The organism is Streptomyces sp. NBC_00464, assembly GCF_036013915.1.
Classification (GTDB): Bacteria; Actinomycetota; Actinomycetes; order Streptomycetales; family Streptomycetaceae; genus Streptomyces.
In genome coordinates this window covers 8400221-8423424 of record NZ_CP107899.1, presented here as the reverse complement: position 1 = coordinate 8423424, position 23204 = coordinate 8400221, and the positions used below count along the sequence as shown (strand labels likewise).

The following is a 23204-nucleotide window of genomic DNA, read 5'->3' as shown; positions in this document are numbered from 1 at the left end:
ACGGTGCTTGCCGTGCAGCCCGGCCGCCGGGGCTGTCGGGTGGTGCCACTGCCTGGGGTGTGACCGAGATACGTGGCAAAGGGGCAACGGGATGATCTTGAAGCCCTGATGCGCTCGGATTTACGTGCGGCGACGTGCAGCGGGGTCGCGTCCGGCGACGTGCCGGGCGACCGAGTCGACGCCGGGGCGGGCGTATCGCTCCAGGGAGCGGACGGATGCGTGGCGGGAGCGGGCCAGCAGCATCGGGGTGGAGGTGCCGTCTTCCGCGTCGTGCGTGAGGGCACTGTGACGTAGCCGGTGCAGGGTCCACCCGTCCAGGTCCTCGATGTCGTCGGGTGAGGCGAGGGGGTTGGCCAGCAGCCGGGTGTTCTCCTCGAAGATCTCCTCAGCGCGGCGGTAGGAGAGCCGGGCCCGGCCGGTCTCCGGGCACACGTCGAGTGTCGGGGTTCCGGCCGGGGCCTTGCGGTCGGTGAGGAACAGCGGGCCGCGGGTGCGGCGGGCGATGAGGCGGGGCAGGAGCTGGGCGGTGCCGGACTGCCAGTGAATCCACTCGGTCGCGCCGCCCTTGGCCGTGATCTTCCCGCGTTTGTCCTGCGGGTAGAGGTCTTCCACGTTCAGGCACAGCACCTCGTCGGCCCGTGCGACGGACTCGTAGAGCATCTTCCACTGCGTCTTCTCCCGTAGCGCGACGTCGAGGCGCCACAGGGCAGCGATCTGGTTCTCCGCGAGAGCCTTGGTGCGGTCCGGTGGCGCCGGCCGTCGCTCGATGCCGATCGTCGGATCGCATTCGATCCAGCCCTGGCGCTGCCACCAGCCGATCGCTTTTCGCGCGATGGACAGCTCCCGGTTGACGGTGTCGGCGTCCATCTCGTCCGCCCGCGCGGCGGCCAGCTCGGCCAGCACTTCCGGCAGCGCCGGGTCGTCGATCGCGGTGACGGGGAAGACGGGCGGCTTCGCGCCTCGGCGGGCGGCTCCAATCGGCGCCGGTTCGCCGGTGAGCATCCATCCCCAGGTCGTCAGCGAGATCCGGTAGATCCGCGCGGAGGACTTCGCGATGCCCGCGCCTGTGAGGTACCGCTCGACCGCCGCGGTGTACGACGCCGGAGCGGCGGACAGGGGCACGACCCGAGCGCGCGGCAGCCGGAGCGCGCCCCCGCTCCCGAGTTCGGTCACTGGTTCGATCCTCATGCCCGCCCCGCCCTTCCGCCACTGCCGCAGTAAATGCGTACACCTCGCCCCGCCGGCCGGAATGCCCCGCCGCAGGTCGCGATGATCACGGTAGGGGCTCCGCCGCAGTAAATCCGGCATTTACTGCGGCAACTGGGGGCTTCAACGAGGACATCCCGGAGGCACCGGTCAGTCCGGGACGAGAGCAACGAAGTTCAGACCTCTGGGCTGACTGGGGAGTAGAGTCCGCACGTGCGTTGATTTTCCGGGCGACGGCCAAGCGCCGCCGCAGATGGTGCAGGAACGACCCTGATGAGTTCGGGTCGCCTGATTGGTATGCCCATCATGATGATCCCGGAGATCACGAAATGACTGCTCAGAACCCCATCACCTACGATGCGTTCGTCGAACTCGCCGTCGCTGATCCATCTGTCGTTGGTCTTGTCCTCAAGGGCTCCCGGGCTCACGAGGGGATGACCACCGAGCACTCCGACCACGACCTGTACGTCGTTCTCGCTGATGTCGCGACAACCGACCTCACCCGGTTCACGGGCCACCGCACCCCGGAACTCGACCTCGTCGTCCTGTCTCTCGACGAGTTCCGCGCCGCCGGAATGCCAGGCTTCGAGCGGTATGCCCTTGCCCGCGCCCGGATCGTGCTCGACCGGCTCGACGGGGCCATCGCCCAGATCCTGGCCGAAAAGGCACGGCTCGACGCCGACGAAGCCTTCCGAGAGGCGGACGCATGGCTCGACGCCTACGCCAACTCCCTCTACCGCTCGGTCAAGAACGACCGCGACGGGCACACGCTCGCGGCCCAGCTCGACGCCGCCGACAGCATCCGGTTCCTGCTGGAGCTGCTCTTCGCACTGGACCGTCGCCCCCGCCCATACAACAAGTACCTGGAATGGGAGCTCGCCCGATTTCCGCTGCCCGGCTGGGACACCGGAACGCTGCTTGACGCTGCGGACCGCATCGCGGGAACGGGCGACGTATCCGCACAGCGCCGCCTCTTCGCCCAGGCCGAGGTAGTGGCCCGGCAGGCCGGGCACGGCGCGGTGCTGGACGCCTGGGGCGAGGACCTACACCTGATGCGAACGCAATAGAAGCGCGGTGTGAGAGCTCCCGGCCTCCGGGGACCAAGTGAAGCGGCAGGAGAAGCCCTCGGGTACGGATTGTCAGGCGGCCTGGCCGACGCCGGCGGGGGTCAGGTCCTGCTCGCGCAGCGGGGTGAAGTCGACGTCGAGCTTCGGGTCGTACGCGTCGGGCTGGATGCCGAGTTCGTGGGTGCTGTACTCGCCGAACCGGTTGATGTGTTCGGTCAGGTACGGCGAGATGCGCGCCAGGTCTTCCGGGTCGATCTCCCATCCCTCCTCAAGGAGCTGGCGCACGATCTCCGCGATGTCCAGGGCGTTGTGGAAGATCACCGCTTCTCTGAACTTCGAGATCGGCGTCGAGGAAGCGGTGTGAACTCGCAGCCTCGGTCAGGGCAGGTGTTGGCGAGTTTCTATCCAAGCGAGAAGTTGATCCCGTATTGGGCCAGGTTGCAGGTGGTTGACGAGCCTGTCCAGATGGGCCGTCAGGTTCTTGTGCCGCCGTAGCTCGCCCATCTGCTCAGCTGTGAGGTCGCGCCAGCGATCGGCGAGAGCACGGGCCTCAGCAGGGGGGAGCGCAAGTGCGGTGACAGTGTCGGCTGCCAACGTCTCGGGGTTCCAGTCGTCATCCTCGTCGTCAGGGCCGAGCTGGTCGATCATCCACATCCGGAGCATGAAGTTCTGCTGAGCTGCTCTTGCTCGAACCCACAGACCGTCGCCGTGCAGACGCTGGTTGGCCCGCAATGACAGCTTGGCCCACTGTTGGCGTTCGCGGGGTTCGTCGGCGCGATAGGCGTGGCCCTGCGCGACGACACGTACCGCCTCAAGCTGCTGGCTTGGGGCGTCCGAGGCGAACGCCTGAAGGCGTTCGATCGTCCAGGTGCTGAGGTCACCGCTTGGGTTTCCGTGATCGGCATCGGCGTTCAAAAGTCCTCGTTCCTGATGGTGGGCATGCCGAGGTCGACTTCGGCTCCCTTGTGGGGACGCCGGTCGACCTGGGCGAGCTTGTCCTTGACTCCCGCAAGGCTGACACGCAGTCCTTCGACTTCGCCGAGCCACCCCTCGCGCTCAGCCTCCGCGATTCGGGCGATGAGATTGTCGCGGATCTCGACCAGCCGGTCGCGCTGGGCAGGGTCGGGCCAGAGCATCGGGCAGCGGACGCAGGCATATCCGAACCAGCCCAACTGGGTCCGGCGGAGGCAGACGATGGGCGGGTTGCTGAATGTAGCGGTCAGAGATCTTGAGGTCGGTGGGGCGTCCGGGCGTGTCGTGCCGCCGGATCGGGTCAGGTCGTCTGTGACAAAGCCCCGGGACCAGGCGAGAATCCAGCGTATGGATGACGCGTTCACACTTCTTCGGCGGGCTGTCGAACTGCTGCCTGAGGACGCCATGGCGGAGAACGGCCAGACGGTCGGGAACGTTCGCGAGGAGATCGCCTTCCAGGAATGGGAGATGGCGCTGGACGTGCTGATCGAGATCGCCGACGTCCATCCCGTGTCCACCGGCTTCTGGGAGATGCTCGCCGAGGCCGCCAGGCAGATGATGCTCGACCGCAGCCGCCGTTGGTGCGAGTGGCGAGCTTGGGAAGTTAGGCACGGCACCGTTCGCGCGACGCTGACTCTGCTGGGCGCCGACGAGGGCGGACGCCAGAGCACCTTCTCAGGGGATGGGCGACTCAGGCCGCTGTGGGACATCGGCAACCGCACCGCAGACGGGCAACGAGATCTGAACATCGCAAGGATCTGGGTGGAGTTCGCGCCGCAACTCGGTCCCGGAGAGACAGCCGACGTTCGTCTGGCCCCCCTTCAACCCGAGCAGTGGCGGCATCTGAAGTCTGGTGACGTGATAGCGATGCACGAGGCCCAACCTCTCGCTGGCATCGCCGAGATCATCGAGGTTCTTCCGCCTGGCGTCTGAGGCCCAGCCGGGTAGCCAGGTACCTGATCCCACTCCACGGGGTCCAGGTGCGAAAGCACCGAGCATGCCGTGGCCGTCATTGTTTATCGGAGCTCAGGCAGTGGTCCGGAGCTCTTCGGGTAACGGCCCTCTTCAAGCCGGAAGAGGTACTTCCGGAGGTCAGCGCCGAGCCCTTCAGTGATGTAGGCGGCAAAGTCCCTCAGCCCCTCTGCGGCTTCCCGCTCGTCAGACCTGTCGCTGGACGACCATCCGGGCAGGAGGGACTCCAGGTACTCGGTGACCCGTCCACGGTCGCGCCACCAGTTCCGAACAGCCTCGGGTGTCCATCGGCTGTCGCCGTCGCAGGCATAGCCGCGGTACGGATCTTCCTGGGCTGCTGTCACCAGGTCCAGGACCTCGGCCGTGGTCGTCGGCTGGCGATACACATATTCACCGAAGTACTCGCCGCCGTAGAGCACATGACGCGGTGCGTGCAGCCGGCCCGTCCAACAGTTGTCGGCGATGCCGGTGTAGAAGGGGCCAGGAACGTTCAACCAGAGCCGGTCCTCCCAACGCCCGCCGAAGGACGTCTCGGGCTCGCCTTCTGGAAGCGCCGCTATCGGTTCCCAGCACAGCTCTTCGTAGGTCATCCGCGAAGCTTAGGACCCGTTGGGAAGGCTGTCTCAGCGTCGGCGCTGCTGCGTCCGGTGTCGCGGCGGATGTCGGGCATGCCGAGGTGAACGGTGGACGGCTGAGTTGCACGCTCGCGCATGGCCTCCAGTTTCTGCGCGGCGGCGGCCAGGGTGGTCTCGATGGCGGCGACCTCGCCGAGCCAGCCCTGGTCTTTGGCCTCTTGGAGACGGTCGACGAGGTTGGCGTGGATCTCCTGGAGGCGTGGCATCTGGGCTGGGTCCACGCGGAGTAGGGGGCACCTGACGCAGGCGTTTTCATGCTGGCACGGGGTCGCGTAGTCGCGGCCGCAGGTCCCCAGGGCGACCTTGCGGAGTTCGAAGTGGGCTAGGAACTCGTCCCACTCGGTGGCGGTGAGCTCGCGGTACTCCTCACTGGGCCGCTCGGTTCTGCGGCGGGCGATGAAGGCCCGGTGATGGGAGATCACGTCCTCCGGGTAGATCGCGGCATAGCCCATGGTGGTGTCCAGAGCGGCGTGGCCGCAGATTTTCGCGGCGATGTGCGGGGGCAGTCCGGAGCGGATGGCGTCGGTCACGAAGATCCTTCTGAAGTCGTGGGGGCGCCATTCGAGCGGGTCGCCGGCCATGGTGATCTGGGCGGACTGCGAGGTCGCGACCAGGCACTCGCGGATGTAGCTGCGGCTCAGCGGCCGGTCCTCGGTGCCGTACCGGCGTTGGAACAGGAACGGCATGGGCGGGCTCCAGGTCTGCTCGAACACGTCGTAGGCCGACACCAGCGGCAGGGCGGCGTTCCCGGCCCGGACCCGGAAGATCACTGCGGTCAGCACCTCCGCCAGCTCCGGGGAGACCAGCAGTAGGCGCTCCGCATCGGTCTTGGACGGGGCGACCTGCAGCATTGGCACCACCTCGCCGGTGGTGGGCAGGGTGTAGGCGATGAAGCTGTGGTGGGTGAGCTCCAGCATCTCCTCGATCCGGATGCCGGTGTGCCGTAGCACCTCCACCGTCGCCCAGGACCAGAACGCCGCCTCCTCCTCGTGGGTCAGGTTCCGCCGCCGACCGGCGGCCACCTCGGTGACGTAGACGCGGCGGGCCTGCCCGGACCTGCAGCGCTCGAACTCCTCCCCGGCGACTTGGAACCGTCCACCAGTTGGTGTCGCGCGAGCCGCAGTGATGCGAGCCTCGGCGTCCTTGCGCTGCCGGTCGACGGCTCGAAGCAGGGCGGGTAGCAGCGGCAGCTGGGTCCTGGTCCGCTGGTCCATCCGGGACTTCACCCCGGACCTGGACTTCTTCGTCGCGCACTCGTTGGCCTTGATCGGACACGGCGCCACCCAGGGCGCCCATCGCGCCGGATCGTCGGCGGCCCAGCGGGCGATGTCCTGGTAGAACGCCCGGATGAACACCAGCTCGCTGCGGAAGTTCACCCGCGGCCGCACCGGGTGGCCCTGGGCGTCACGGATGTAGGCCAGGCGTTCCTTCCACGCCTGCGCGACCTCGGGCGTCAGTCGCAGCGAGTCGATGCCGGGATGGTGGATCTCCAGGTCGCGCCAGAACAACCGGCACAGGTTGCGGGCGATCGAACGCAGCGAGACGTGGTCGAGCTCGGGAGCCCGCTCGGTGAAGTACTCGACCAGCAGGTCACGGACGGCCCGGCACTCGATGGCGTACGCGTCGACGATCTGCTCGACGCTGCGGCGGCCTTCGATGCGAAGCGCCCGCAGCCGCACCGGTGCGCTGGCCGGGAGCACGCCGGTCTCCTTGAGCAGGGCATAGAACAGCGGCCGGCCGGCGCTGCCCCGGAAGTGGTGTTCCTCCAGTGCGGTGGTCAGCTCGATGCAGTCGCCGACGGTGATGTCGCTGACCAGGCCACCCTTGCGGATCACGATCCAGGTGAGCTTGTTCAGGGCGTCGGACCTCGCTGTCGGGGTCGCATGCTGGGCCAGTTGTTCGAGCCGCTGGAAGGCAGCGGGGTCACTGGCGGCCCGGGACTCGGTGAGCATCACCGTCACGCGCTGCCGCAGCAGCCACGGGTAGCTGGGGCGGATCGCCTGCCCGGCGACCAGGAGCACCAGTCCCGTGGCCAGTTCATCGCGCCAGTGGCCCTTGGGTGTGCCGCGTCCCTGCAGGGGCAGATCGGTCCACTCGAAGCCGGCGTCGTCCGCCCCGCTGGCCATCCAGCGATCCTGCCAGGTCTCTCCGGGCTGGCCTTCGAGCTAGTCCAGCAGCTTGCCCAGGCCCCGCCGCCGAGTCTTGTCGCGGGTCAGGCCCGCACCGGGGTCGGTGAACCGGCCCAGCAGCCGGTCGACCAGGCGCTCCCGGCTCTGACGGGCCTGCCACCAGCTCGCTTCTCCGACTCGCGGTTTTCGAGGCCCCGAGCGGGGCCTGGTATGGAGGACCCCCGCCGAGCCGGAATGGTTGCCGGGGTGCTCAAGAGTCGCCTACTGCGGCACACGGTCACACCTTGACGAAGGACATAGAGGCACCCCCCACAGGTCACATAGATCGCCCTGGCGGTGACCGCTTCGTGGACCGCCGAAAGGAAGCGGGCGATGTCCAGGATCCGGTACGCCTGCGCGCGGCTGATGCCGAACTCCGCGTCGCAGTACGCCTTCCAATTCGGGTAGCCGAGAGAGAAGCCAGATGCGGGCAGCGAGCACCGCTTTCCGCAGGCTGACCGTGATCTCCCAGGCGGTGGGCTGCGGTCAGTGGCGGCAGCGAGGTTTGTGGCCGTGCACCTGGTCCTTGTTGTGCTCGCCTACGACTTCATCGTCCTGCGCGCCGGCAAGCTTCACCGGGTGGTGGCTACGACCGGAAACAGCCTGCCCCGGCAGTTGCGATGCCGGGCAGGGCATTGTCACGGTCTATCCGAGCCAGGTAATGGTGAGGACGGACAGGCGGTGCAGGGGGCGGTTCACCCAGTAGGTGAGGGACAGCTGGCCGACGGAGGCGTGGCGGACGTCCTGGCCCTCCAGGTCGTCGGCGTTCCACTGCCGAAAGCCCCACGGGTCGGCCGCGGCCGTGTCCAGGACGTCCCACACCATGTCTTCGACGTCCTCGGGCAGGGTGTCGAGTACCTTCGCGGCCGGAGCTGAAAAGCTGACCGCGTACGGCCGCCCGGTCACCGGCGTCTTTCCCGCAGGTCCGCCATGTCGATGAACTCGCTGTCGTCGTAGCCGGAGGCGACGAACGCGTCGACCGCCGGGGCGGAGGCGAGACGGCCCTGCCAGTCCTGGACGACCTCGTACAGCCCGGCGAGGGAGAATGTACGGCGGGACTCCTCCAGCGCCGCCGCCCACTCCCGTTCGAAGGCCGGCACCCACTGATCAGCGCGCTGGTCGGCGCGCAGCTGGGCGAGGAGTTCGGCCGGCGCCCCGGGTGCGGGGGCGTACGGCGTGAAGGGTGCGTGGTCGGGCTGTGCGCTCATCGGCTGGTCCTCCCGGCGGGTCGTCCCCTCACGGTACGCGCGCCGGGAGGCCATGGATGCTGACATGCGGCGATCCCTGTACTGCGGGCGACGCTTCTGCCATGCAGGAGATACGGTGACGGCGAAGGGCGTGGAGCCAGTTCCAGGACCACCACCCAACTTCACCCCCGCCCAACCGACGTCACGTACCTTGACCTCGTCGAGGTAGGCCACGATCGAGACCCAGCAACGCGCCCCGAAGACATCGGCGACCTCCTCGCCACCCGGCCGAGGCCACCAGTCCGGACGCCGGGCGACGTCGACGAGCAGGCCCTCCACCGCAGCCCGCGCCCTGTGGGAAGGCGCCAAGGCAGCTCCAGACAGTGGCTGCAAGATCTGCTTGATTGGGTAGGGCCAGCTGTGAGGGTCGGCCGTCGAGTGTGTTCTTTTGGCCGCCGACCCTCACTGGATAGAGGCGACTCGTCAGCCGTGGTAGGCGATGTAGCCGTTGCCGTCCTTGTCGTTGGCCTTCTTGGTGTAGGCGTGGACGTCGGCTCGGACTCCACCCGGCTTGTAGAAGTAGATGGTGTCCTTGTCGTTGTTCCAGATGAAGTTGCAGTTCTGGCGGTAGACGACGTTCTTGGCGTCTGAGTCGGCGCCGCGGCCGCCGCGCAGACTGACCTGGTCGCCCGGCTGCAGGACGTGGCTGTTCTTGAAGGTGAACGTGTTTCCGGCGGCGTCCTTGACCTTGTAGCCCTTCAGGTTCACGGTCGCCGTCTTCGAGTAGTTCTTGATCGTCAGGTACTCGTTCTTGGTGTTGCCGCCAGAGCACTTGTTGGAGTCCCGGCCCGGAGCGTCGTACTGGACGCCCTTGATCTTCAGGGCCGAGGAGTACTCGGCCGCCTGTGCCGGCACTACTACCGCGAGCCCGAGTGCGGCGGCAGCCGCAGTAGTCACGGCAGTGGTCAGGACGTAGCGGATACGCATGAAGAAATCCCCCTCAGTGGTGCGAACGGAGCGCCCGCAGCCTACTGGAGGTGATCGTGCAGTGATGACTAAGTGAAGAAAGCGTGACCATGCCATCGAGTGGGAAGCAGCCTGATGCTTGGGGAGTCCAGGTGGACCCTGGACAAGTCGTAGTGGCGGGGCCACTATCTCCTTGGTCAAGCCGCGGGGGTGCCTGAGGGGCCCTCGGTGGAAGCGTCAGTCGTGTCGGCTCCGGCGTATCTGTAGGTCCAGCCGGCGGCAGTATCGGGGGCCGGGACGGCTTCGTAGATGTGCCAGGCAGCAGGGTTTCCAGGTGTCTGTCCGCTGCCGCCGCGAGCACGAAGGCGTGCGGGTGGAAGCCCGTCCTGATCGAGCTGGACGATTTTGGTTTGTCCGTTGAATGGGCCACCGGTCACCTTGATGCCAACGGTGCTGTTGACCACCTCGCCGGCGAGCCAGCGGTGGATGAGTTTCATGTGCTCGGAATCCTCGGCCCCCATCTCCGAAGCTGATCACGCACCTGCCCGCAGGACAAGAAGGTCTCAAGTCGATGCGGCAGGACGGGCCTCGTAGAAAGTTCCATCGCGGAGCATCGCGAAGAGGACGTTCGCCCGCCGCCTGGCGAGGCAGAGCAGGGCCTGCGTGTGGTGCTTCCCCTGGACGATCTTCTTGTCGTAATAGGTCCGCGATGCCGGGTCGCCCAGGGCGGCGAACGCGGAGAGGAAGAAGGTCCGTTTGAGCTGCTTGTTTCCGCATCGGGATAGGTTGTTTGCCGCGGATCGAGGAGCCGGAAGTACGGGTCGCTGGGGCGAGTCCGGCTTGGACGTCATCTCATTTGGTGCGTGAACGTAGGGCTGGTGCTTGTGCTGTGGCACGTATCTGACCTGCTGGTTGCGCCATACTCCACGGGTGACTACACCGATAGGACCCGTAATCCTCTTCGATGACGACTATTACATGTACGTCCTCCAGGACCGAGCGTCCGCCGAGGCATGGTGGGAGATGCCCGACGAGTACACCTGTGGGTTCGACGCCCTGGCCAGACCGTTGTACATGACAGGTGAGCCGCACCAGGTCGCCCTTGAGCTCAGTGGTGATGAACCGGCCGAGGCAGACCTGCGTCGTCTCGTCGCCGACCACTACCAGCGGTTCCTTCATGGGCAGGCGCCGCCCCGAACCTCCGTTCTTTCAGAGTTCGTGGCGGGGCTGCCTGTCGAGGGCTCGTAGAGCGAGGGCCTTCGTTCGGTACCACGCCAGCGAATCAGGACGTGATCCTGCGGTAGCAGATCAGGGTGCAGGCGATGCTGGTGAAGGGGAAGTGCTCGGCTTTTTGCTTATAGCGGCGGTGGAGTCGGCGAGCCACGACATCGTGCGTTCGACGGCCCACGGGTGGCGTCCTAGTCGCTGTGATGACTCGATTCCCTTGCGCGCGATGCGCTGCTGAATGCCACGCTGGCGTAACCACCGTCGCAGGTGGGAGTAGTCATAGCCCTTGTCGGCGTGGAGCTTCTCGGGTTTGCGGCGCCGCGGTCCGCGGCGGGAGCGGATCGGCAGTATTCCTTGCACGAGCGGGATCATGGCCTGACTGTCTGTCGTGCATGTTCGCCCCCGAGATTCCGACGGAAAGGGGCAGGACGGTTCGTTCGGTGACCAAGTGGATCTTCGCCCCGTACTTGCCCCGATCGACAGGATTCGGACCTGTCAGATCCCCCATTTTCAGGGCCCGCATGTTCACCGAGTCGATCGCGCGGCGGGACCAGTCCAACTCGCCCCGGGAGCCGAGCTCGTCGAGCACCACGCGGTGGAGCTTGGCCCACACCCTGGCCTTCGACCACCGAAGAAGCGTCGATGGGCCGTCGCCCCTGACGGCCCGAACGAAGCCGTTGACAACTGCTGCCACGTACAGCCTGACGTGGCAACGAACACGATCGCGGCCAGCACCTCACGATCACCACGTCGACGCCGACCGTCCCCCTGAGGCCGCGAGGGCGCCTCCGGCACCACCCGCTGGAACAGCTCCCACAACTCATCCGGCACCAGCCGCTCAACGATCCCCACCATGAACGACAGCCCTACCTGACCAAATGAGATGTCTTCTTAGGCAGCGAGGTGGCCGACGGTCGGGAAGGTACTGCCGTTACCTCGATCAATATCCGTGCTCCGGTCCTGACGCCGACTCCCGGCATCGCGCTGATGGGTCTTGATCTCGTCGAAGACGAGATCGATCTCCCAGCGTCGTGCGTACAGTTCGGCGAGGTCGGCAGCCGGGTACTTCTTGTGGTCCATCAGGCTGGTGATCAGCCGGATCACCTCATGGCGCCGCCCTGCCAGGCGCGGTCGTTCACAAGCCGGGCGGTGGGGTGTGGGACGTCCCGCGTAGCCGGAATTCGGCGATGCGGTACGTCTCCTGCGACTGCACAGTGAGCCCCACCAGATCGCCGTTGTCGAAGCGGAGCGGGTAGAGGTGGAGCCACCAGATCCCGCCCTGGAACTCGTAGGCCACCCACAGAACTTGGCCGTTCCGCATTGCCGAGGTGAGGACCTTGAGGGCGTACCGGTGGGCGGGACTTCCGGCGCCGCGTGCCGCTGCCCGCGCCTCATCGGCTTCGGGTTTCTCTGCGGTTGCGCGCCGGTTCCTGGCAGCGGCCCGCCGCTCGGCCCGGCGTGGTCGCCACTCGTAGACGTAGCCACTGTAGAGAAGGCCGATCACGATGGCAGCGAGTAGTCCGCCCAGGGTGATGATTCCGGCCGTGCCCAGCGACGGGCCGGCCTTGCGTCCCGAGACGACCAGGGAAAGCGTCACCAGCCCACTGAGCACCACCAGTACCACCACACCGATGGCCAGCAACTGCTGCGTCGTCAAGCTCCGCGAGATCACTTCGTCGCCGGACAGCACCCGCGGCGGGGGCAGCGCGGAGCCGGGCAGCGGTCTGGTGAGGGCGGGGGTGGGGGCCGGGTCGGGGGTTGAGTCCGAGGCCGGCTTCGGGTTCGGGCTGGGGCTCGGGTACGAGGGGATCACCGCTCCGCCCCCGCCCAGCACGGCCGGGTCGTTCGGATTCGCGGGGACGCCGACGACCGCTGAGGCATCAGAGGTGATCGCGTCCGGGTCGATCACCGTCGCGTTCCGGGAAGGTGCCGCCACCGGCGGGGGCGGCGCGTCCACCGGCAGGGGCAGCGCCGCGATCCGTTCCCGCACCGCGGCTGCGCTCGGCGGCCGGTCCCCCGGCGCTTTGGCGAGGAGATCCAGCACCAGCGTGTCCCACGCGGCCGGAAGTCCGTCCCTGAGCGCTCCGGGCGGCAAGGGAGCCTCGTCGACGTGCTGACGCAGAAGGCGGTGCCAAGGTCCCTCGGAGAATGGCGGCCTGCCGACCAGGGCTGCGTACAGCAGGCAGCCCAGGGCGTAGAGATCGCTACGGCCGTCGAGTGCGGTCGCGCCGATGGCCTGCTCGGGAGACATATAGGCGAACGTGCCCACCAAATGGCCGGAACGGGTGAGGGTGGACAGGTCGAGTCCCTCGCCCTCCAGGCGGGCGATGCCGAAGTCCAGGACGGTGGCGTGCCCGTCGGGGCCGATCATCACGTTTGCGGGCTTCAGATCACGGTGCACGATCCCCGCCCGGTGCATGACCGACAACGCCGCGCAGATCCCGTCGCCCCAGCGGGTGATCTCCGCGAGTGACGGGGTGCGGGCATCGAGCAGCCGGTTCAACGGCTCACCCGGGATCTCCTCCATCACCAGGTACAGCAGTGGACGTCCGTCGACGAACGCCTCGCCCGAGTCGTGCGCCTCCACGATGTGCGGGTCACGCAGCAGCGAAGCCACCTGGATCTCCCGGCGGAACCTGCGGGCTAGCTCGGAGGTCTCCGACTCGACGAAACCCGTCAGCGTCTTCACAGCGACGCTACGCCGGCGCAGTTGGTCACTGGCCCGCCACACGGTCCCCATGCCGCCCGCGCCGAGCGGCTCCCGTAACTGGTAGCGGCCGCCGAGTATCGCCCCCCGCATGTCACCCTCTCCCGCGCGGCGCACCGTCGGCGCGTCCGCCGGATCATTGTTGACCGAACAGGCCGGGGTCGCCAGCCATTCCCACCGACCGAAGGCCCCACCGTCGCCTCGCCGACCGACAGCTGGCCCGCGAGTGCGGAGCAGGTGACCCCGTTCCTCGCGATCGTCGTCAACTGGGCACGGACGACGCGACACGGTGGTTCGGGGCGGCCCGCAAGGCCCACCAGCATGTGGTGACAGCGGAGCAGGACCGAGCCCATCGCTTCGGGTTCGCCCATCACCTGGACGTGGAGACCGACTCCCACCAGGAGATCTCCCTCCCCGTCGTGGTCGACTTCGGGGCGATGAAGGGGCTGTACGAGGTCACGCGCCGGGACTCCGGCGTTGACGTCGGAGTGTTCTTTGACTGCGCACTGCGGGCGTACTCGCGCTGCAGCATCCGGCCCGCCAGCTGTAGCAGCTGAGACCGCGTGGAGCTATCCCCGAGCATCGACCGCCGGCTGCACGGGGTGAGGCGGACCTTGCTACACGTGCAGCACTCGTGTGCCGTCTCTGCCGTACGAATGCTGCGCTGCGCTCCCCAGCAGACATGCAGCAGGCGTCTTCCGGCCCGCAACTACGCTCCGACCGCGGCACCTTCCGCACCCCCAGGTCCCATCAGCAGGTCTGCGAGCCCTTCAGTCGCATCGTCACCGCGCACGCTCTGCGTGTTGAAGCTGATCTGGCCGTCTCCCGCATCGGCAACCAGGACAGCCATGTGAGTGCTGTCCTCATTGTGCTGCGGACTCCAGACCAAGACGCCGCCGGCCATGCGACGATCCCTCGGAAGCGGCAGCCCGGCCGTAGGCGCCTGAACTGCTGACGCGCGGAAGCGCCTGGCTACAGCAGTCCGAGTTCCGTGTCCGGGCGGCAATGGACACAGGCCCGGAGGCCGTCCGCGAGGCGCGCATCAGGTCGAGTGCCCGCCACGCGGCCTCGTTCATCCGGGGGCGGGGGGTTACTCCACACCACGCTCACACCGGGAATCGCCGCTCAAGATCGCCGGACCCGGGCGTGGCTGTGGGCTATGGGTGGGTGGCGACGAGTTCGATTTCGAAGTGGTCGGTGTTCTCGAGGTATGCGGCGTGCTGGTGGGTGCCGCCTGCGTGGGGGTGGCGGTCGGGGAAGAGGAGGGTCCAGCCGGTGCTGAGGGCCTTTTCGGTGAGTGCGTCGACTTCGTCGGTGGTCGGGACGTGGAAGGCGAGGTGGTTGAGGCCGGGTGCGCAGCGGTCGTGGTGGTGGTGGGTGAGTGCGGGGGATTGTTCGAAGACGAGGTAGGTGTGGTTCAGGCGCCAGCTGCGTCCGTTGTCCCAGGTCTGGTGGAGGGTGTAGCCGAGGCTTTCGAGGAGCCAGCCCCATTCGGTGGTGGCGCGTGGGAGGTCGGGGACCCAGATTTCGACGTGGTGGAGGGTTCCTGCCGGGGGCGGGGAGGGGGCTTTGGTGGTGTGGGGCATGGTGGTGGGCTTCCTGGGTCGGTCGGTCGGCTGGGTGGCGTGGGCAGGGTATACCGGAATATAGCGCTCCATTCCAGGCTGCGTGATCAGTCATATAGCCGATGAATCAAGACAGTTCATCCTTTAGATGACTGATGCATGATTCATGGTGGTAGAGCCCGCCTGTGCTGGTTCAGCCTGGCCCACCTGCAGTGGCCGGGCCCGGTTGCTGGCGGGAGGGTGTGGTGTCAGTGCTGCTGTGTGCAGTGGATCCGCTCGGAAGCCGTCTCGCCCTCGTGCTCAAGCACGGTGCTTCCTCCTATCAGGAGGCGGGGGAGGTTGTCTGTGGCAACGGGCCGGTCTCGGTGGTGGAGGGCGGTGAGGGGCGCGTCTTCGTCTCCTTCAGCGTGTCGGACTCGGTCGGCGTCGTTGATCTGGCCCGACGTCGGCTGCTGGACAGCATCAAGGTCGGCTGGGCTCCCAGCAGCCTCGTCGTCGTCCGCGGCGCCGGGGTCCTGCTGGTGTGCAATGCGGGGGCCGACTCCGTTTCCGTCGTCGACATCGGCGCGGGTATGGAGAGGGGCCGGGTGGCGGTGGGGCGTGAGCCGCGGCAGGTCGTGATGGCGCGGGACGGCCGGGCGGCGTATGTGTGCGAGCAGGGAGCGGGATCCGTCTGCGCTCTCGACCTGACCGGCCTTCAGGCTGGCCGCTGGGATGCGGTGTCCGTGGCCTGGCGTACTGCGCTGGGCGCGCATGCTCAGCCCCGCGTTCTTCTGCCGACACGTCTCGGGCCGGGGCTGGTGTTGTGCCGCACGGCCGACCGGTTGCCGGTGGTGGATCTCGATTCGGGCCGTGTGATGACCGAGGTTGTCCTGCCCGGGCCCGGCGGTCCCAGTGGTGCGGTGGAGGTCGACGGGGATTTCGCGCTCGTGACGCTGGAACGGCTCGGTTTGATAGCGGTGGTGGACCTCCTGGAGTGGTCGGTGACCCGGACTATCCCGGTAGGGCCTTGCCCTTCGGGGATTGTGGTCGATCCGGATGATCAGACGGTGTACTGCCCTCTTCCTCTGTCGGGGGGTCTGGCTGTGATCCATCTCGATGGTGTGGATCTGTCCACCGAGGACGGGCTGCCGCAGTTCGAGAGTGTCCGGGCCGGCCGGGCGCCGAGCAGCGTCGCGGTGGTCCGCTGCCTAGAGCCCGGGCCCTGACTCGTCCCTGTCCCCCTCCCTGCGTTGGCGGAAAGGCGGAGCGTATGGCCGGCCCGATCTTTCCCGGACCGCAGCCCTCCTATGGCGGGCGGCCGGGGCGCAGTGCGCTGGCTGCTCTTCTGGGGCCCACGCGTGCGGCGGTGCTGCTGATAGTGGCTGACCGGCCGGACAGCACCACCACTGCGCTCGCCGAGGGCATCGGAGTCTCCGCGGCGACCATCTCCCACCACACCACGGTCCTGCGGAGTTCAGGACTGATCACCACCCGGCGCAGCGGGGGCGGCGTGCATCATGCGCTCGCCGCTCTGGGCGAGATTCTGCTCGGCGGAATCGCAGCTGCCGGCCCTGACGCCTGAACCCGTTGCCCGATGGCACCCGGCCGGAGCGGTGTGACGGATGAGCTGCGGGGGATTGCTGGTGCGGGGGTGCGTTCGTTTTCACTCCAAGGAGATCCCGCCGGGGCGTTTATTCCTTTCTTTCGATACCCCTTTGCGGGCGCGTCAATGCCTATTTGAAGAGCGCCGGGCGTGCGCCCTTTTTGAGCAGGTTCGAATAGCTTGCCAGGGCGATGGGTGAGAGAACAGACTATTGCCGTTGTTCAAAGCGTGTTCGCTTCGAGGTCGGCACGCCCGAACGAGGGGGTTATCCATGCCTGTTCAGGGTGCGACAGAACTGGATGCGGAGCGGCCTGCCGAGAGCATTTCGAAGGCGACGATTTCCCAGATGTTTTCCACTCCGGTGGCCCGGATGTTCTTTCCGTATGCGGATGAGGTGACTGCACCTTTGACGGAGCGGATCCTCGAGCGGACGGGGGCGCTGTCCAAGGATTTCGGGTACAAGACGGAGACGGCGGGTGAGCTGGTCCAGTGGGGCGGTGAGCCGGCGGTGCGGCTGACTCGATGGGTGTGCGCGGCTGCGGGTCGTTTTGTGGAGTCGCTGACGGGCCTGTCCTTGTCCGAGGCGTTCGAGCGGTCTGCCGGCCTGGAGGGCGAGGAGCGTGGCGGGGGCCGGCAGGTGCGGGTGGCGGCCAGTCGCAGCTGGGCGTCGGTCTACCGTCCCGGGGATCGGCACGAGGCGCACTTCCACCCCAACACGGCTCTGTCGGCGGTGTATTACGTGACGGCACCAGCCCTGTGTGAGATCAATTTCCTTGACCCCAGGCCCAATGTGGACTATTACGATCCCGGTATTTCGCTGGCCGGTGACAGTCACCGTACCCGGGTTACGTGCAGGCCAGGTGAACTGGTTATTTTCCCTGGCTGGCTGCGGCATTCCGTTCCCACGTTCCATGAAGAAGCGACGCGTATCTCGATCGCCTGGAACCTGAACTACACCCTCGACTGAAAGCCCCCCTCATGTGCCGGGCTCTTCTGCCCGTCAGAAAAACACCAGGAGAAAAGGGAACCACATGCGGAACATCCAGCTGTTTTCGACGGACACCGACGACGGTGTCGTCTCCGTCGTGGCCAAGACCGGTCCGGGCGAGCACCGGACCGTCGCGCAGATCCCGGTCGGCAACGCCCCGCGCGGCGGGGTGAAGTTCACCAAGGACGGCCGTGGCTTCGTGTGCAACACGAGCCAGAACACGCTCTCCGAGATCGACGCGGTCACGCTCAAGGAGGTACGGCGCATCGAGGTCGGGCACGGGCCGCGCGGCATGGGCATCGTGCCGGGCGAGCGCTACCTGCTGGTCTCCAACTCGGGTTCGAACACGGTGTCGGTCGTGGACCTCGAGCTGAACGTGGAGCTCCTCCAGATCGCGACCGGCCGCGACCCGCGCCACATGGGCATCACCGCCGACGGACAGGTCGCCTACGTCTGTGTGTGGGGCGACGGCTACGTCAGCAAGCTCGACATCAGCGCTCTCTCCGGCCCCGAGGGGAATCCGGAGCAGGTCACGGAGCTGGCCCGTATCCCCGTCGACCGCGAGGCACACCCCTACAGCCTGGCCATCGCCCCGTCCGGGCGCCACGTGTTCGTCGCCAACACACAGGCCAACTACCTGACCGTCATCGACGTCGAGACCGACGAGACCACGCACATTCCGGTCGGCTCCCACGGTGGCCGGGCGGTGGCCTTCACCGACGACGGTCGCTTCGCGCTGCTGACGGTGGAGAACACCAACAGCATCGTGGTCGTCGACGTGGAGACCCTGGAGGTGACGCGGAGGATTCCGGTCGGCTCAGGGCCCCGCGGCCTCGTCGTCGACCCCGGGGACGAGACGGTCTACATCACGAACTTCGCCCGCGCCAACATGATGGTGGCCGGCCACCCCAACCACGCCCCGAACTCCCTGACCATGGTCGACCTCAAGTCGGCGCCGCTGGACCGGGACGAGGGAGTCTTCGAGTACGAGGAAATCTTCGTCGGGTACGGGCCGTGCTCGGTGGTGATGTTCGACCTCGACAGCCTGCCCGCCGATGAGCGCCAGCGTCGCATCGAACGCGCAGACGTCCAGGCCTGACCCCCTCCGGGGCCGGAGACCGCCCTCGCGGTCTCCGGCCCCTCTTCCTTGCCCGCTCAGTCCCCCTGCCCAGGCGCCCGCGCCCGTGTCCGGGGCCTATCCCCTGCCGTCGTCAGAAAGCAGAGCGCCGTGGCCGATGTGATGTTCCGTTCGCTCCAGCCGTGGGCCCTGGTGCCGGACAAACCCCGGGTCGACCGGGCCGGGGCGCGCGCGGAACGCGACGCCTACACACAGTCCTTTCGCTACCTGCGCATCCCCCGCCTGCCCGCCGACTGCCCGCCATGGGTTCTGGGCCAGGAGCTGGGGTGGAGCATCCACTCCCCCATCGCGGTGACGATGAGCCCGCTTCAGGACCTGGGGGTCGCCGTTCCCTCCCAGGAGAACATCCAGAAAGTCGGCCACCGGCTCAGCCGGGCGGGGCTGTGGCAGCGCGGCGAGGATTGGCTGGCGACCAAGGACACCGACTGGCTGCACCTGGGCGACTACCGCGGCCAAGGAGGCGGCTGGGAAGGCATGTTCGTCCCCAACGGCCAAGGCACTGTGGAATGGAGACTGGGCTGGTCAGCCCACGTGCCGGAACACACCTTCCTCATGGTCATGCCGCTGCCGCTGGACGGCCTTGAAGTACCGCTGGGCGTGATCTCCGCAAAAACCGTCAACGCCATGACCGCACGAGGCGGCATGAGCATCGCCGTACGGCCCACACGCCCCATCACCCTGCACCGCGGCCAGGCCGTCGCCCGCCTGGTCCTGCTCCACGCCGACACCCTGCGCGCCACCGCCACCCACACCACCGAACCGGAAACCGGCCCCGGGCCAGAAGCCCAGACCGGTACGAACACAGCTACGGGGACGGAAGCCTGATGCCCAAGATCCTCGCTGTGCTCGGACGCCGGCCGGTCGGACCGCTCCTCGCCCTCGCCTTCGCCGCCCGTACCACGGCCGCGGTCCTGCCTATCGCTCTGCTGCTCGCGCTGGCCGACCGCTACGGCTACGGCCGCGCCGCCCTCGTCGGCGGCAGCACCACCCTCGTCCTGGCCCTCCTCGTTCCGCTGCGCGGCCGCCTCCTGGACCGTGCGGGGCACCGGCACGCACTCCCGGTCATGGGCGCCAGCGCCATGGCCCTGACCGCGACAGCAGCCATCAGCGTCGCCGCCCGCTGGCCCTGGTGGACCACCCTCCTGCTCGCCCTCACAGCGAACATGAGCAGCCCGCCGCTGAACGCGGCGCTGCGTTCCTCATGGCGCCGCCTGGTCACCAGCCCGCAGGACCTGAAAGCCGTGCACTCGGCCGACAGCATCCTCGAAGAAGCCGGCTTCGTCGCCGCCCCGCTCACCGCCGGCGCCCTGATCGCCTTCCTCGGCCCCGTCACCGCCTACGAGAGCGCGGCCGCCATGTTCCTGGTGGTGATCGCCCTCTACCTGACCGCCGCCCGCGCCTACGGACTTACCCCCACCAAGGCCCCCGCCGCACCGGTGCGAACCAGCGCGGCACGGAGCACGCACCGGTGGCTGGGGCCACTCGCCCAGCCCCGCATCGTCATGATCATGCTTCCGCTGCTCGTCATGGGCTGCCTCTTCGGCGGAATGGGCATCTACGTGCCCGCCTACAGCCAGCACGAGCACACCACCGCCCTCATCGGCCCCCTGCTCGCCGCGACATCCGCCGGCGGCGTCATCGGCGGCCTCCTCTACGCCGTCCTTCCCACCAGCCGCCTTCCGCTGTGGACCCTCTACCGGCTGCTGACCGTAGGTTTCGCCCTCCCTGCCTGCTTCCTCCTGCTCGCCCGGCCCCCCTGGGCCCTGGGCGCCCTCCTGCTCCTGTCCGGACTCTTCGTCACCCCACTGTTCATCAGCGCCTTCCTCCTGGTCGACGCCCACGCCACTGACGACGTCCGCACCGAGGCCAACACCTGGGTCGCCGCCAGCACCGACGTATCCAACGGCATTACCGCCGCCGTCATCGGCGCCCTCACCGCCCAACAGCACTTCACCACCGCCCTCACCGTCCTCACCGGCTGCGCTGCCTTCGGCCTGCTGACCGCCGCACTCCTGCCAACCCTCAAACCCGCAGCCACCACGACGCCTCCGGCCACCGACACCCCGGCACCTGCCGCTCAGGCGGGCACATGACCCCACACCCACCGGCCGCCATCGATCTGTCCCGCGCAGAGGCCCGGCGCCTGGCCATCGCCGCCAGCGGCATCCACCCCGCCCTTCCCCAGCCAACCGTCGAGGGAGTACTCGACCGGCTCCACATCGTCCAGCTCGACTCCATCAACGTCCTGGCCCGGGCGCACCAGCTCACCTTCACCAGCCGTCTCCCCCACACCACCACAGCTGCAGTCGACGCTGACCTGCGCATCGCTCCCCCACCAGTGGCCTTCGAGTACCCCGCCCATGCCCTCGCCCTGGTACCGCTCAACGACTGGCCCCTATGGGCCTTCCGCCGCCGCGCCGCCCGCCGCCGCCCCGATTACCCCGAGCCCGCCGAACGCGACCGCATCCTCAACCTGATCCGCGAACACGGCCCCCTCACCCAGCGCGAGCTACGACAGCCCGGCGACCGGGCGAGCAACGGCTGGGCCTGGGGACCGGCCAAACGAGCCGCCGAGTTCATGTTGTGGGCCGGCGACCTCATCTGCGTGCGCCGCACTCCACGCTGGGAACGTCTGCTCGACCTCCCCGAACGCCACCTCCCCCCACACCTGCACACAGAGGCGCAGACCGACGACGAATGCCTCACCGCCCTGCTCACCTACGCCGGCCGCGCCCTCGGCATCGCCACCACCAGCGACCTCGCCGACTACCTCCGCATCCCCACCCGCGCCGCCACGCGGCTCCTCCCACATAGCCCCTTGCTCCCTGTCACCGTCTCTGGCTGGACCAAGGCAACCTGGGCACATCCCGACGTCCTGACAGACCCCGGCAGAGCGGATGGCCCGGCCGTCTTCCTGGGACCGTTCGACAACCTGATCTGGTACAGACCCCGTACCCAGCGGCTCTTCGGTTTCACTCACACCCTGGAGGCATACAAACCCGCCCACCACCGCGCCCACGGCTACTACGTCTGCCCCCTCCTCGCCCATGACCAGCTGATCGCCCGGGCAGACCTCACCCGCACCGAACACAGCCTCACCATCCACCGCATGACCACAGAGCCCGATCATCCTCCCGAAGCACCCCAGCTACTCGATGAGGCATACGCCCGCATGACCACTGCAGTCGGGTGCTCCTGACCGGCGTACAGCCCAACGTGCCCCAGGTGGCAGGGCTGGGGCGGCACGGTTTGCAGCGGTGCATCCCCGCCCCGATACCTTGAGCACCTTCGATGGCCTTGGCGTTGGCCTGCAGACTAAAGCCTTCCTCCCGCAGCAGGCTGGCGACCGTGTCGGCAGAGACGCGATGGCCCTGCCGGGTCAGAGCCGCTGCCAACTTTCGGGTCGACTTCGTCGTCCACCACAGTGGCGCCATCGGGTCACCGCGCTCGTCGGGCTCGACCAAGGCAAGCAGAGCCGGTCGCAACCCGGATCAATGCCCTCCTCCTCGGACACCACGTCGAAAACGTCCAGCAGCAGCATCAACCTCCAAGCACCGCGACCTGACGTACTGCCGCGCCCGCTTCGTCAAAGGGCAGTTTCAGGAGAGAGCGGTCGGCTTGCGGGGCGGCGGGACGGCCCGCAGCAGCTCCCACAGAGGGCGTGAGCCGGACGCCCACGCTCCGAGGGTGTGGCGGTCGATCACGTGGAGGCGTTGCTGTTTCGCGAAGGCCACGGCCGGTGCGGTCACCCGGCCGTTCGTCACGATCACCGCGATGTCGGCTCCGTGGACCTGGCGGGCTGTGCCGTTGAGTACCTGGAGGTCGGGTGTCCCGACGGCGGACCCGGCCAGGCCGTTGCGCCTGTGTTTGCACTGGATCACCCAGCGCCGCCCATAAGGGTCGGTGGCCTTCACATCGGCGCCCAGGTCTCCGCCGCCCCCGACGCGGACCGCGTTCTGGCAGCCGTCGCGGTGCATCAGGTCCCGCACCGCGTCCTCGAACTGGGAATGGTGTAGGGCGTCCAGTTGGGGAAGCTCGTAGCGCAGTCCCTGCGCGCGGACCGCTTCCCACCGTGCCTGCTGTTGCTTCTGGTAGAGCCAGCCACCGCCGGCCAGTACCGCGAGCGCACCGAGGACGATCAAAACCCACCAGTGGACCAGCAGCCAGTGGACGACGGCCACGGCCAGGGCGACGGCCAGGACTATGGCTACGAGGAATCCGATCAGCCGGTCATCCGTCCGCCGCTTGCTGGGCCTGCGGGTCCGCTGCCGCACCAGTGGGCGGCGCCTGCCAACTGCCGGGCGGCCTTTGCGTGCGCGGGGACTCATCGGCCCGCCTGAGTGACGCCGCTCGCAAGTTGGCCGAGGAAGTCCATGATTCCGTGGCCCAGCGGTGTCGGGGCGATGAGAACCCCGAGCGCCAGGACGATGACGACGGTGAACTTCTCGTCGAGCCGGCTCCGGGCATGCGTACGCCGACGCAACCGGATGACGACGATGACAGCGAGCAGCACTGCCACGTTGATGGTCAGCAACCCTCAGACCTCCCCCACAACCGGCCTCACCACGCAGGGTAAGCAGGGCGCTACCCGCAGCCTTCTGTGTAGCCGGGCCACAGTGATGTTGGAGGCGGATCGCTGACGAATGGCACAAAGCCATCGGGCCTGGCTGAATACCGGGCGGCAGTTCAGTCCTGGACGCGCACGGCCACGTACATATCCCCGGGCGCACCGCCGTACTTGCCAGGACTGCCGAGCTCGCGGAGCCGGACCTTCTGGCCGTCCCGGATGCCTGCGGGGATGCCGACCTGTAGGTGCGCTGC

Annotated in this window: 27 protein-coding genes and 3 pseudogenes; 11 read left to right on the top strand and 19 right to left on the bottom strand. The window is 67.8% G+C overall.

The genetic code is table 11. The features are described 5' to 3' along the window. Positions 1-120: 120 nt before the first annotated feature. Positions 121-1188 (bottom strand): tyrosine-type recombinase/integrase, encoded by a 1068-nt coding sequence (locus tag OG912_RS37630; RefSeq protein ID WP_327713271.1) that lies wholly within the window; start codon positions 1186-1188, stop codon positions 121-123. A 347-nt stretch (positions 1189-1535) separates the two neighbouring features. Between OG912_RS37630 and OG912_RS37625 the strand changes: the two genes are divergently transcribed. Next, a complete protein-coding gene (locus OG912_RS37625) occupies positions 1536-2273 on the top strand; it encodes a hypothetical protein (RefSeq protein WP_327713270.1) in 738 nt (245 codons plus the stop codon). A gap of 72 nt (positions 2274-2345) precedes the next feature. Here OG912_RS37625 and OG912_RS37620 read toward each other — a convergent pair whose 3' ends face one another. From OG912_RS37620 to OG912_RS37610, 3 genes are read right to left on the bottom strand one after another with little or no spacing between them, the layout of a single operon-like run. Beyond that, positions 2346-2594 carry a Tn3 family transposase gene (locus OG912_RS37620; RefSeq protein ID WP_327713269.1) on the bottom strand — a complete coding sequence of 83 codons (249 nt, stop codon included), beginning with the start codon at positions 2592-2594 and terminating at the stop codon, positions 2346-2348. A gap of 57 nt (positions 2595-2651) precedes the next feature. Next, a complete protein-coding gene (locus tag OG912_RS37615) occupies positions 2652-3188 on the bottom strand; it encodes a hypothetical protein (protein ID WP_327713268.1) in 537 nt (178 codons plus the stop codon). Then, a complete protein-coding gene (locus OG912_RS37610; RefSeq protein ID WP_327713267.1) occupies positions 3185-3409 on the bottom strand; it encodes a hypothetical protein in 225 nt (74 codons plus the stop codon). Before OG912_RS37610 ends, OG912_RS37615 begins: the two co-directional genes overlap by 4 nt. A 184-nt stretch (positions 3410-3593) precedes the next feature. Between OG912_RS37610 and OG912_RS37605 the strand changes: the two genes are divergently transcribed. After that, positions 3594-4178, top strand: a complete 585-nt coding sequence (locus OG912_RS37605; RefSeq protein WP_327713266.1) for a hypothetical protein — start codon at positions 3594-3596, stop codon at positions 4176-4178. 83 nt (positions 4179-4261) lie between these two features. Here the strand turns inward: OG912_RS37605 and OG912_RS37600 are convergent, their stop codons facing one another. The 7 genes and pseudogenes from OG912_RS37600 to OG912_RS37570 all read right to left on the bottom strand — a co-directional run. Continuing rightward, a complete protein-coding gene (locus OG912_RS37600; RefSeq protein WP_327713265.1) occupies positions 4262-4807 on the bottom strand; it encodes a hypothetical protein in 546 nt (181 codons plus the stop codon). Continuing rightward, complete coding sequence (locus tag OG912_RS37595; RefSeq protein WP_327713264.1) at positions 4804-6978, bottom strand: site-specific integrase; 2175 nt, start codon at positions 6976-6978, stop codon at positions 4804-4806. The genes OG912_RS37600 and OG912_RS37595 overlap by 4 nt, the downstream gene beginning before the upstream one ends. A gap of 687 nt (positions 6979-7665) precedes the next feature. Then, on the bottom strand, positions 7666-7926 hold the full coding sequence (locus OG912_RS37590; RefSeq protein WP_327713263.1) for a hypothetical protein: 261 nt from the start codon (positions 7924-7926) through the stop codon (positions 7666-7668). Beyond that, the gene (locus tag OG912_RS37585; protein WP_327713646.1) at positions 7923-8228 is read right to left on the bottom strand and encodes a DUF6247 family protein; all 306 of its coding nucleotides are present in this window, start codon (positions 8226-8228) and stop codon (positions 7923-7925) included. Before OG912_RS37585 ends, OG912_RS37590 begins: the two co-directional genes overlap by 4 nt. Before the next feature lie 462 nt (positions 8229-8690). Further along, the gene (locus OG912_RS37580) at positions 8691-9194 is read right to left on the bottom strand and encodes a lamin tail domain-containing protein (RefSeq protein ID WP_327713262.1); all 504 of its coding nucleotides are present in this window, start codon (positions 9192-9194) and stop codon (positions 8691-8693) included. Positions 9195-9370: 176 nt separating this feature from the next. Next, complete coding sequence (locus OG912_RS37575) at positions 9371-9670, bottom strand: hypothetical protein (RefSeq protein WP_327713261.1); 300 nt, start codon at positions 9668-9670, stop codon at positions 9371-9373. A 66-nt stretch (positions 9671-9736) separates the two neighbouring features. After that, positions 9737-10013: pseudogene (locus OG912_RS37570) on the bottom strand (transposase); the annotation flags it as partial. Between the two features lie 90 nt (positions 10014-10103). Here OG912_RS37570 and OG912_RS37565 point away from each other — a divergent pair. After that, positions 10104-10421 (top strand): hypothetical protein, encoded by a 318-nt coding sequence (locus tag OG912_RS37565; protein ID WP_327713260.1) that lies wholly within the window; start codon positions 10104-10106, stop codon positions 10419-10421. A 34-nt stretch (positions 10422-10455) separates the two neighbouring features. Here OG912_RS37565 and OG912_RS37560 read toward each other — a convergent pair. From OG912_RS37560 to OG912_RS37550, 3 genes and pseudogenes are all read right to left on the bottom strand, one after another. Beyond that, positions 10456-11255, bottom strand: a pseudogene (locus OG912_RS37560) (IS5 family transposase). A 36-nt stretch (positions 11256-11291) separates the two neighbouring features. After that, the gene (locus tag OG912_RS37555) at positions 11292-11504 is read right to left on the bottom strand and encodes a hypothetical protein (RefSeq protein ID WP_327713259.1); all 213 of its coding nucleotides are present in this window, start codon (positions 11502-11504) and stop codon (positions 11292-11294) included. A gap of 31 nt (positions 11505-11535) precedes the next feature. Further along, positions 11536-13200, bottom strand: a complete 1665-nt coding sequence (locus OG912_RS37550) for a serine/threonine-protein kinase (protein WP_327713258.1) — start codon at positions 13198-13200, stop codon at positions 11536-11538. Positions 13201-13433: 233 nt separating this feature from the next. On the opposite strand from OG912_RS37550, the gene OG912_RS37545 reads away from it, so the two are divergent. Then, positions 13434-13664, top strand: a complete 231-nt coding sequence (locus tag OG912_RS37545; RefSeq protein ID WP_327713257.1) for a hypothetical protein — start codon at positions 13434-13436, stop codon at positions 13662-13664. A 600-nt stretch (positions 13665-14264) separates the two neighbouring features. Here the strand turns inward: OG912_RS37545 and OG912_RS37540 are convergent. Next, positions 14265-14693, bottom strand: coding sequence for a VOC family protein (locus OG912_RS37540; protein WP_327713256.1), 429 nt, complete (start codon positions 14691-14693; stop codon positions 14265-14267). Between the two features lie 224 nt (positions 14694-14917). Here OG912_RS37540 and OG912_RS37535 point away from each other — a divergent pair, with 224 nt between their 5' ends. The 7 genes from OG912_RS37535 (at position 14918) to OG912_RS37505 (ending at position 21582) form a co-directional block, all read left to right on the top strand. Beyond that, positions 14918-15880, top strand: coding sequence for a YncE family protein (locus tag OG912_RS37535; protein ID WP_327713255.1), 963 nt, complete (start codon positions 14918-14920; stop codon positions 15878-15880). A gap of 44 nt (positions 15881-15924) precedes the next feature. Further along, positions 15925-16236 (top strand): ArsR/SmtB family transcription factor, encoded by a 312-nt coding sequence (locus tag OG912_RS37530; protein WP_327713254.1) that lies wholly within the window; start codon positions 15925-15927, stop codon positions 16234-16236. Between the two features lie 292 nt (positions 16237-16528). Continuing rightward, on the top strand, positions 16529-17224 hold the full coding sequence (locus OG912_RS37525; protein ID WP_327713253.1) for a TIGR02466 family protein: 696 nt from the start codon (positions 16529-16531) through the stop codon (positions 17222-17224). A 64-nt stretch (positions 17225-17288) separates the two neighbouring features. Beyond that, positions 17289-18344, top strand: coding sequence for a YncE family protein (locus OG912_RS37520; protein ID WP_327713252.1), 1056 nt, complete (start codon positions 17289-17291; stop codon positions 18342-18344). Positions 18345-18473: 129 nt separating this feature from the next. Next, complete coding sequence (locus OG912_RS37515) at positions 18474-19208, top strand: hypothetical protein (protein WP_327713251.1); 735 nt, start codon at positions 18474-18476, stop codon at positions 19206-19208. After that, the gene (locus OG912_RS37510; protein WP_327713250.1) at positions 19208-20476 is read left to right on the top strand and encodes an MFS transporter; all 1269 of its coding nucleotides are present in this window, start codon (positions 19208-19210) and stop codon (positions 20474-20476) included. The genes OG912_RS37515 and OG912_RS37510 overlap by 1 nt, the downstream gene beginning before the upstream one ends. After that, on the top strand, positions 20473-21582 hold the full coding sequence (locus OG912_RS37505) for a winged helix-turn-helix domain-containing protein (RefSeq protein WP_327713249.1): 1110 nt from the start codon (positions 20473-20475) through the stop codon (positions 21580-21582). The genes OG912_RS37510 and OG912_RS37505 overlap by 4 nt, the downstream gene beginning before the upstream one ends. Positions 21583-21661: 79 nt before the next feature. Here OG912_RS37505 and OG912_RS37500 read toward each other — a convergent pair. The 4 genes and pseudogenes from OG912_RS37500 to OG912_RS37485 form a co-directional block, all read right to left on the bottom strand. Then, positions 21662-21871: pseudogene (locus tag OG912_RS37500) on the bottom strand (ISAzo13-like element transposase-related protein); the annotation flags it as partial. A 111-nt stretch (positions 21872-21982) separates the two neighbouring features. Next, complete coding sequence (locus OG912_RS37495; protein WP_327713248.1) at positions 21983-22711, bottom strand: restriction endonuclease; 729 nt, start codon at positions 22709-22711, stop codon at positions 21983-21985. After that, positions 22708-22917: a hypothetical protein gene (locus OG912_RS37490; protein WP_327713247.1), complete on the bottom strand. Its 210-nt coding sequence runs from the start codon at positions 22915-22917 to the stop codon at positions 22708-22710. The genes OG912_RS37495 and OG912_RS37490 overlap by 4 nt, the downstream gene beginning before the upstream one ends. 152 nt (positions 22918-23069) lie before the next feature. Beyond that, positions 23070-23171, bottom strand: coding sequence for a DnaJ C-terminal domain-containing protein (locus tag OG912_RS37485; protein WP_327713645.1), 102 nt, complete (start codon positions 23169-23171; stop codon positions 23070-23072). Positions 23172-23204 lie beyond the last annotated feature (33 nt).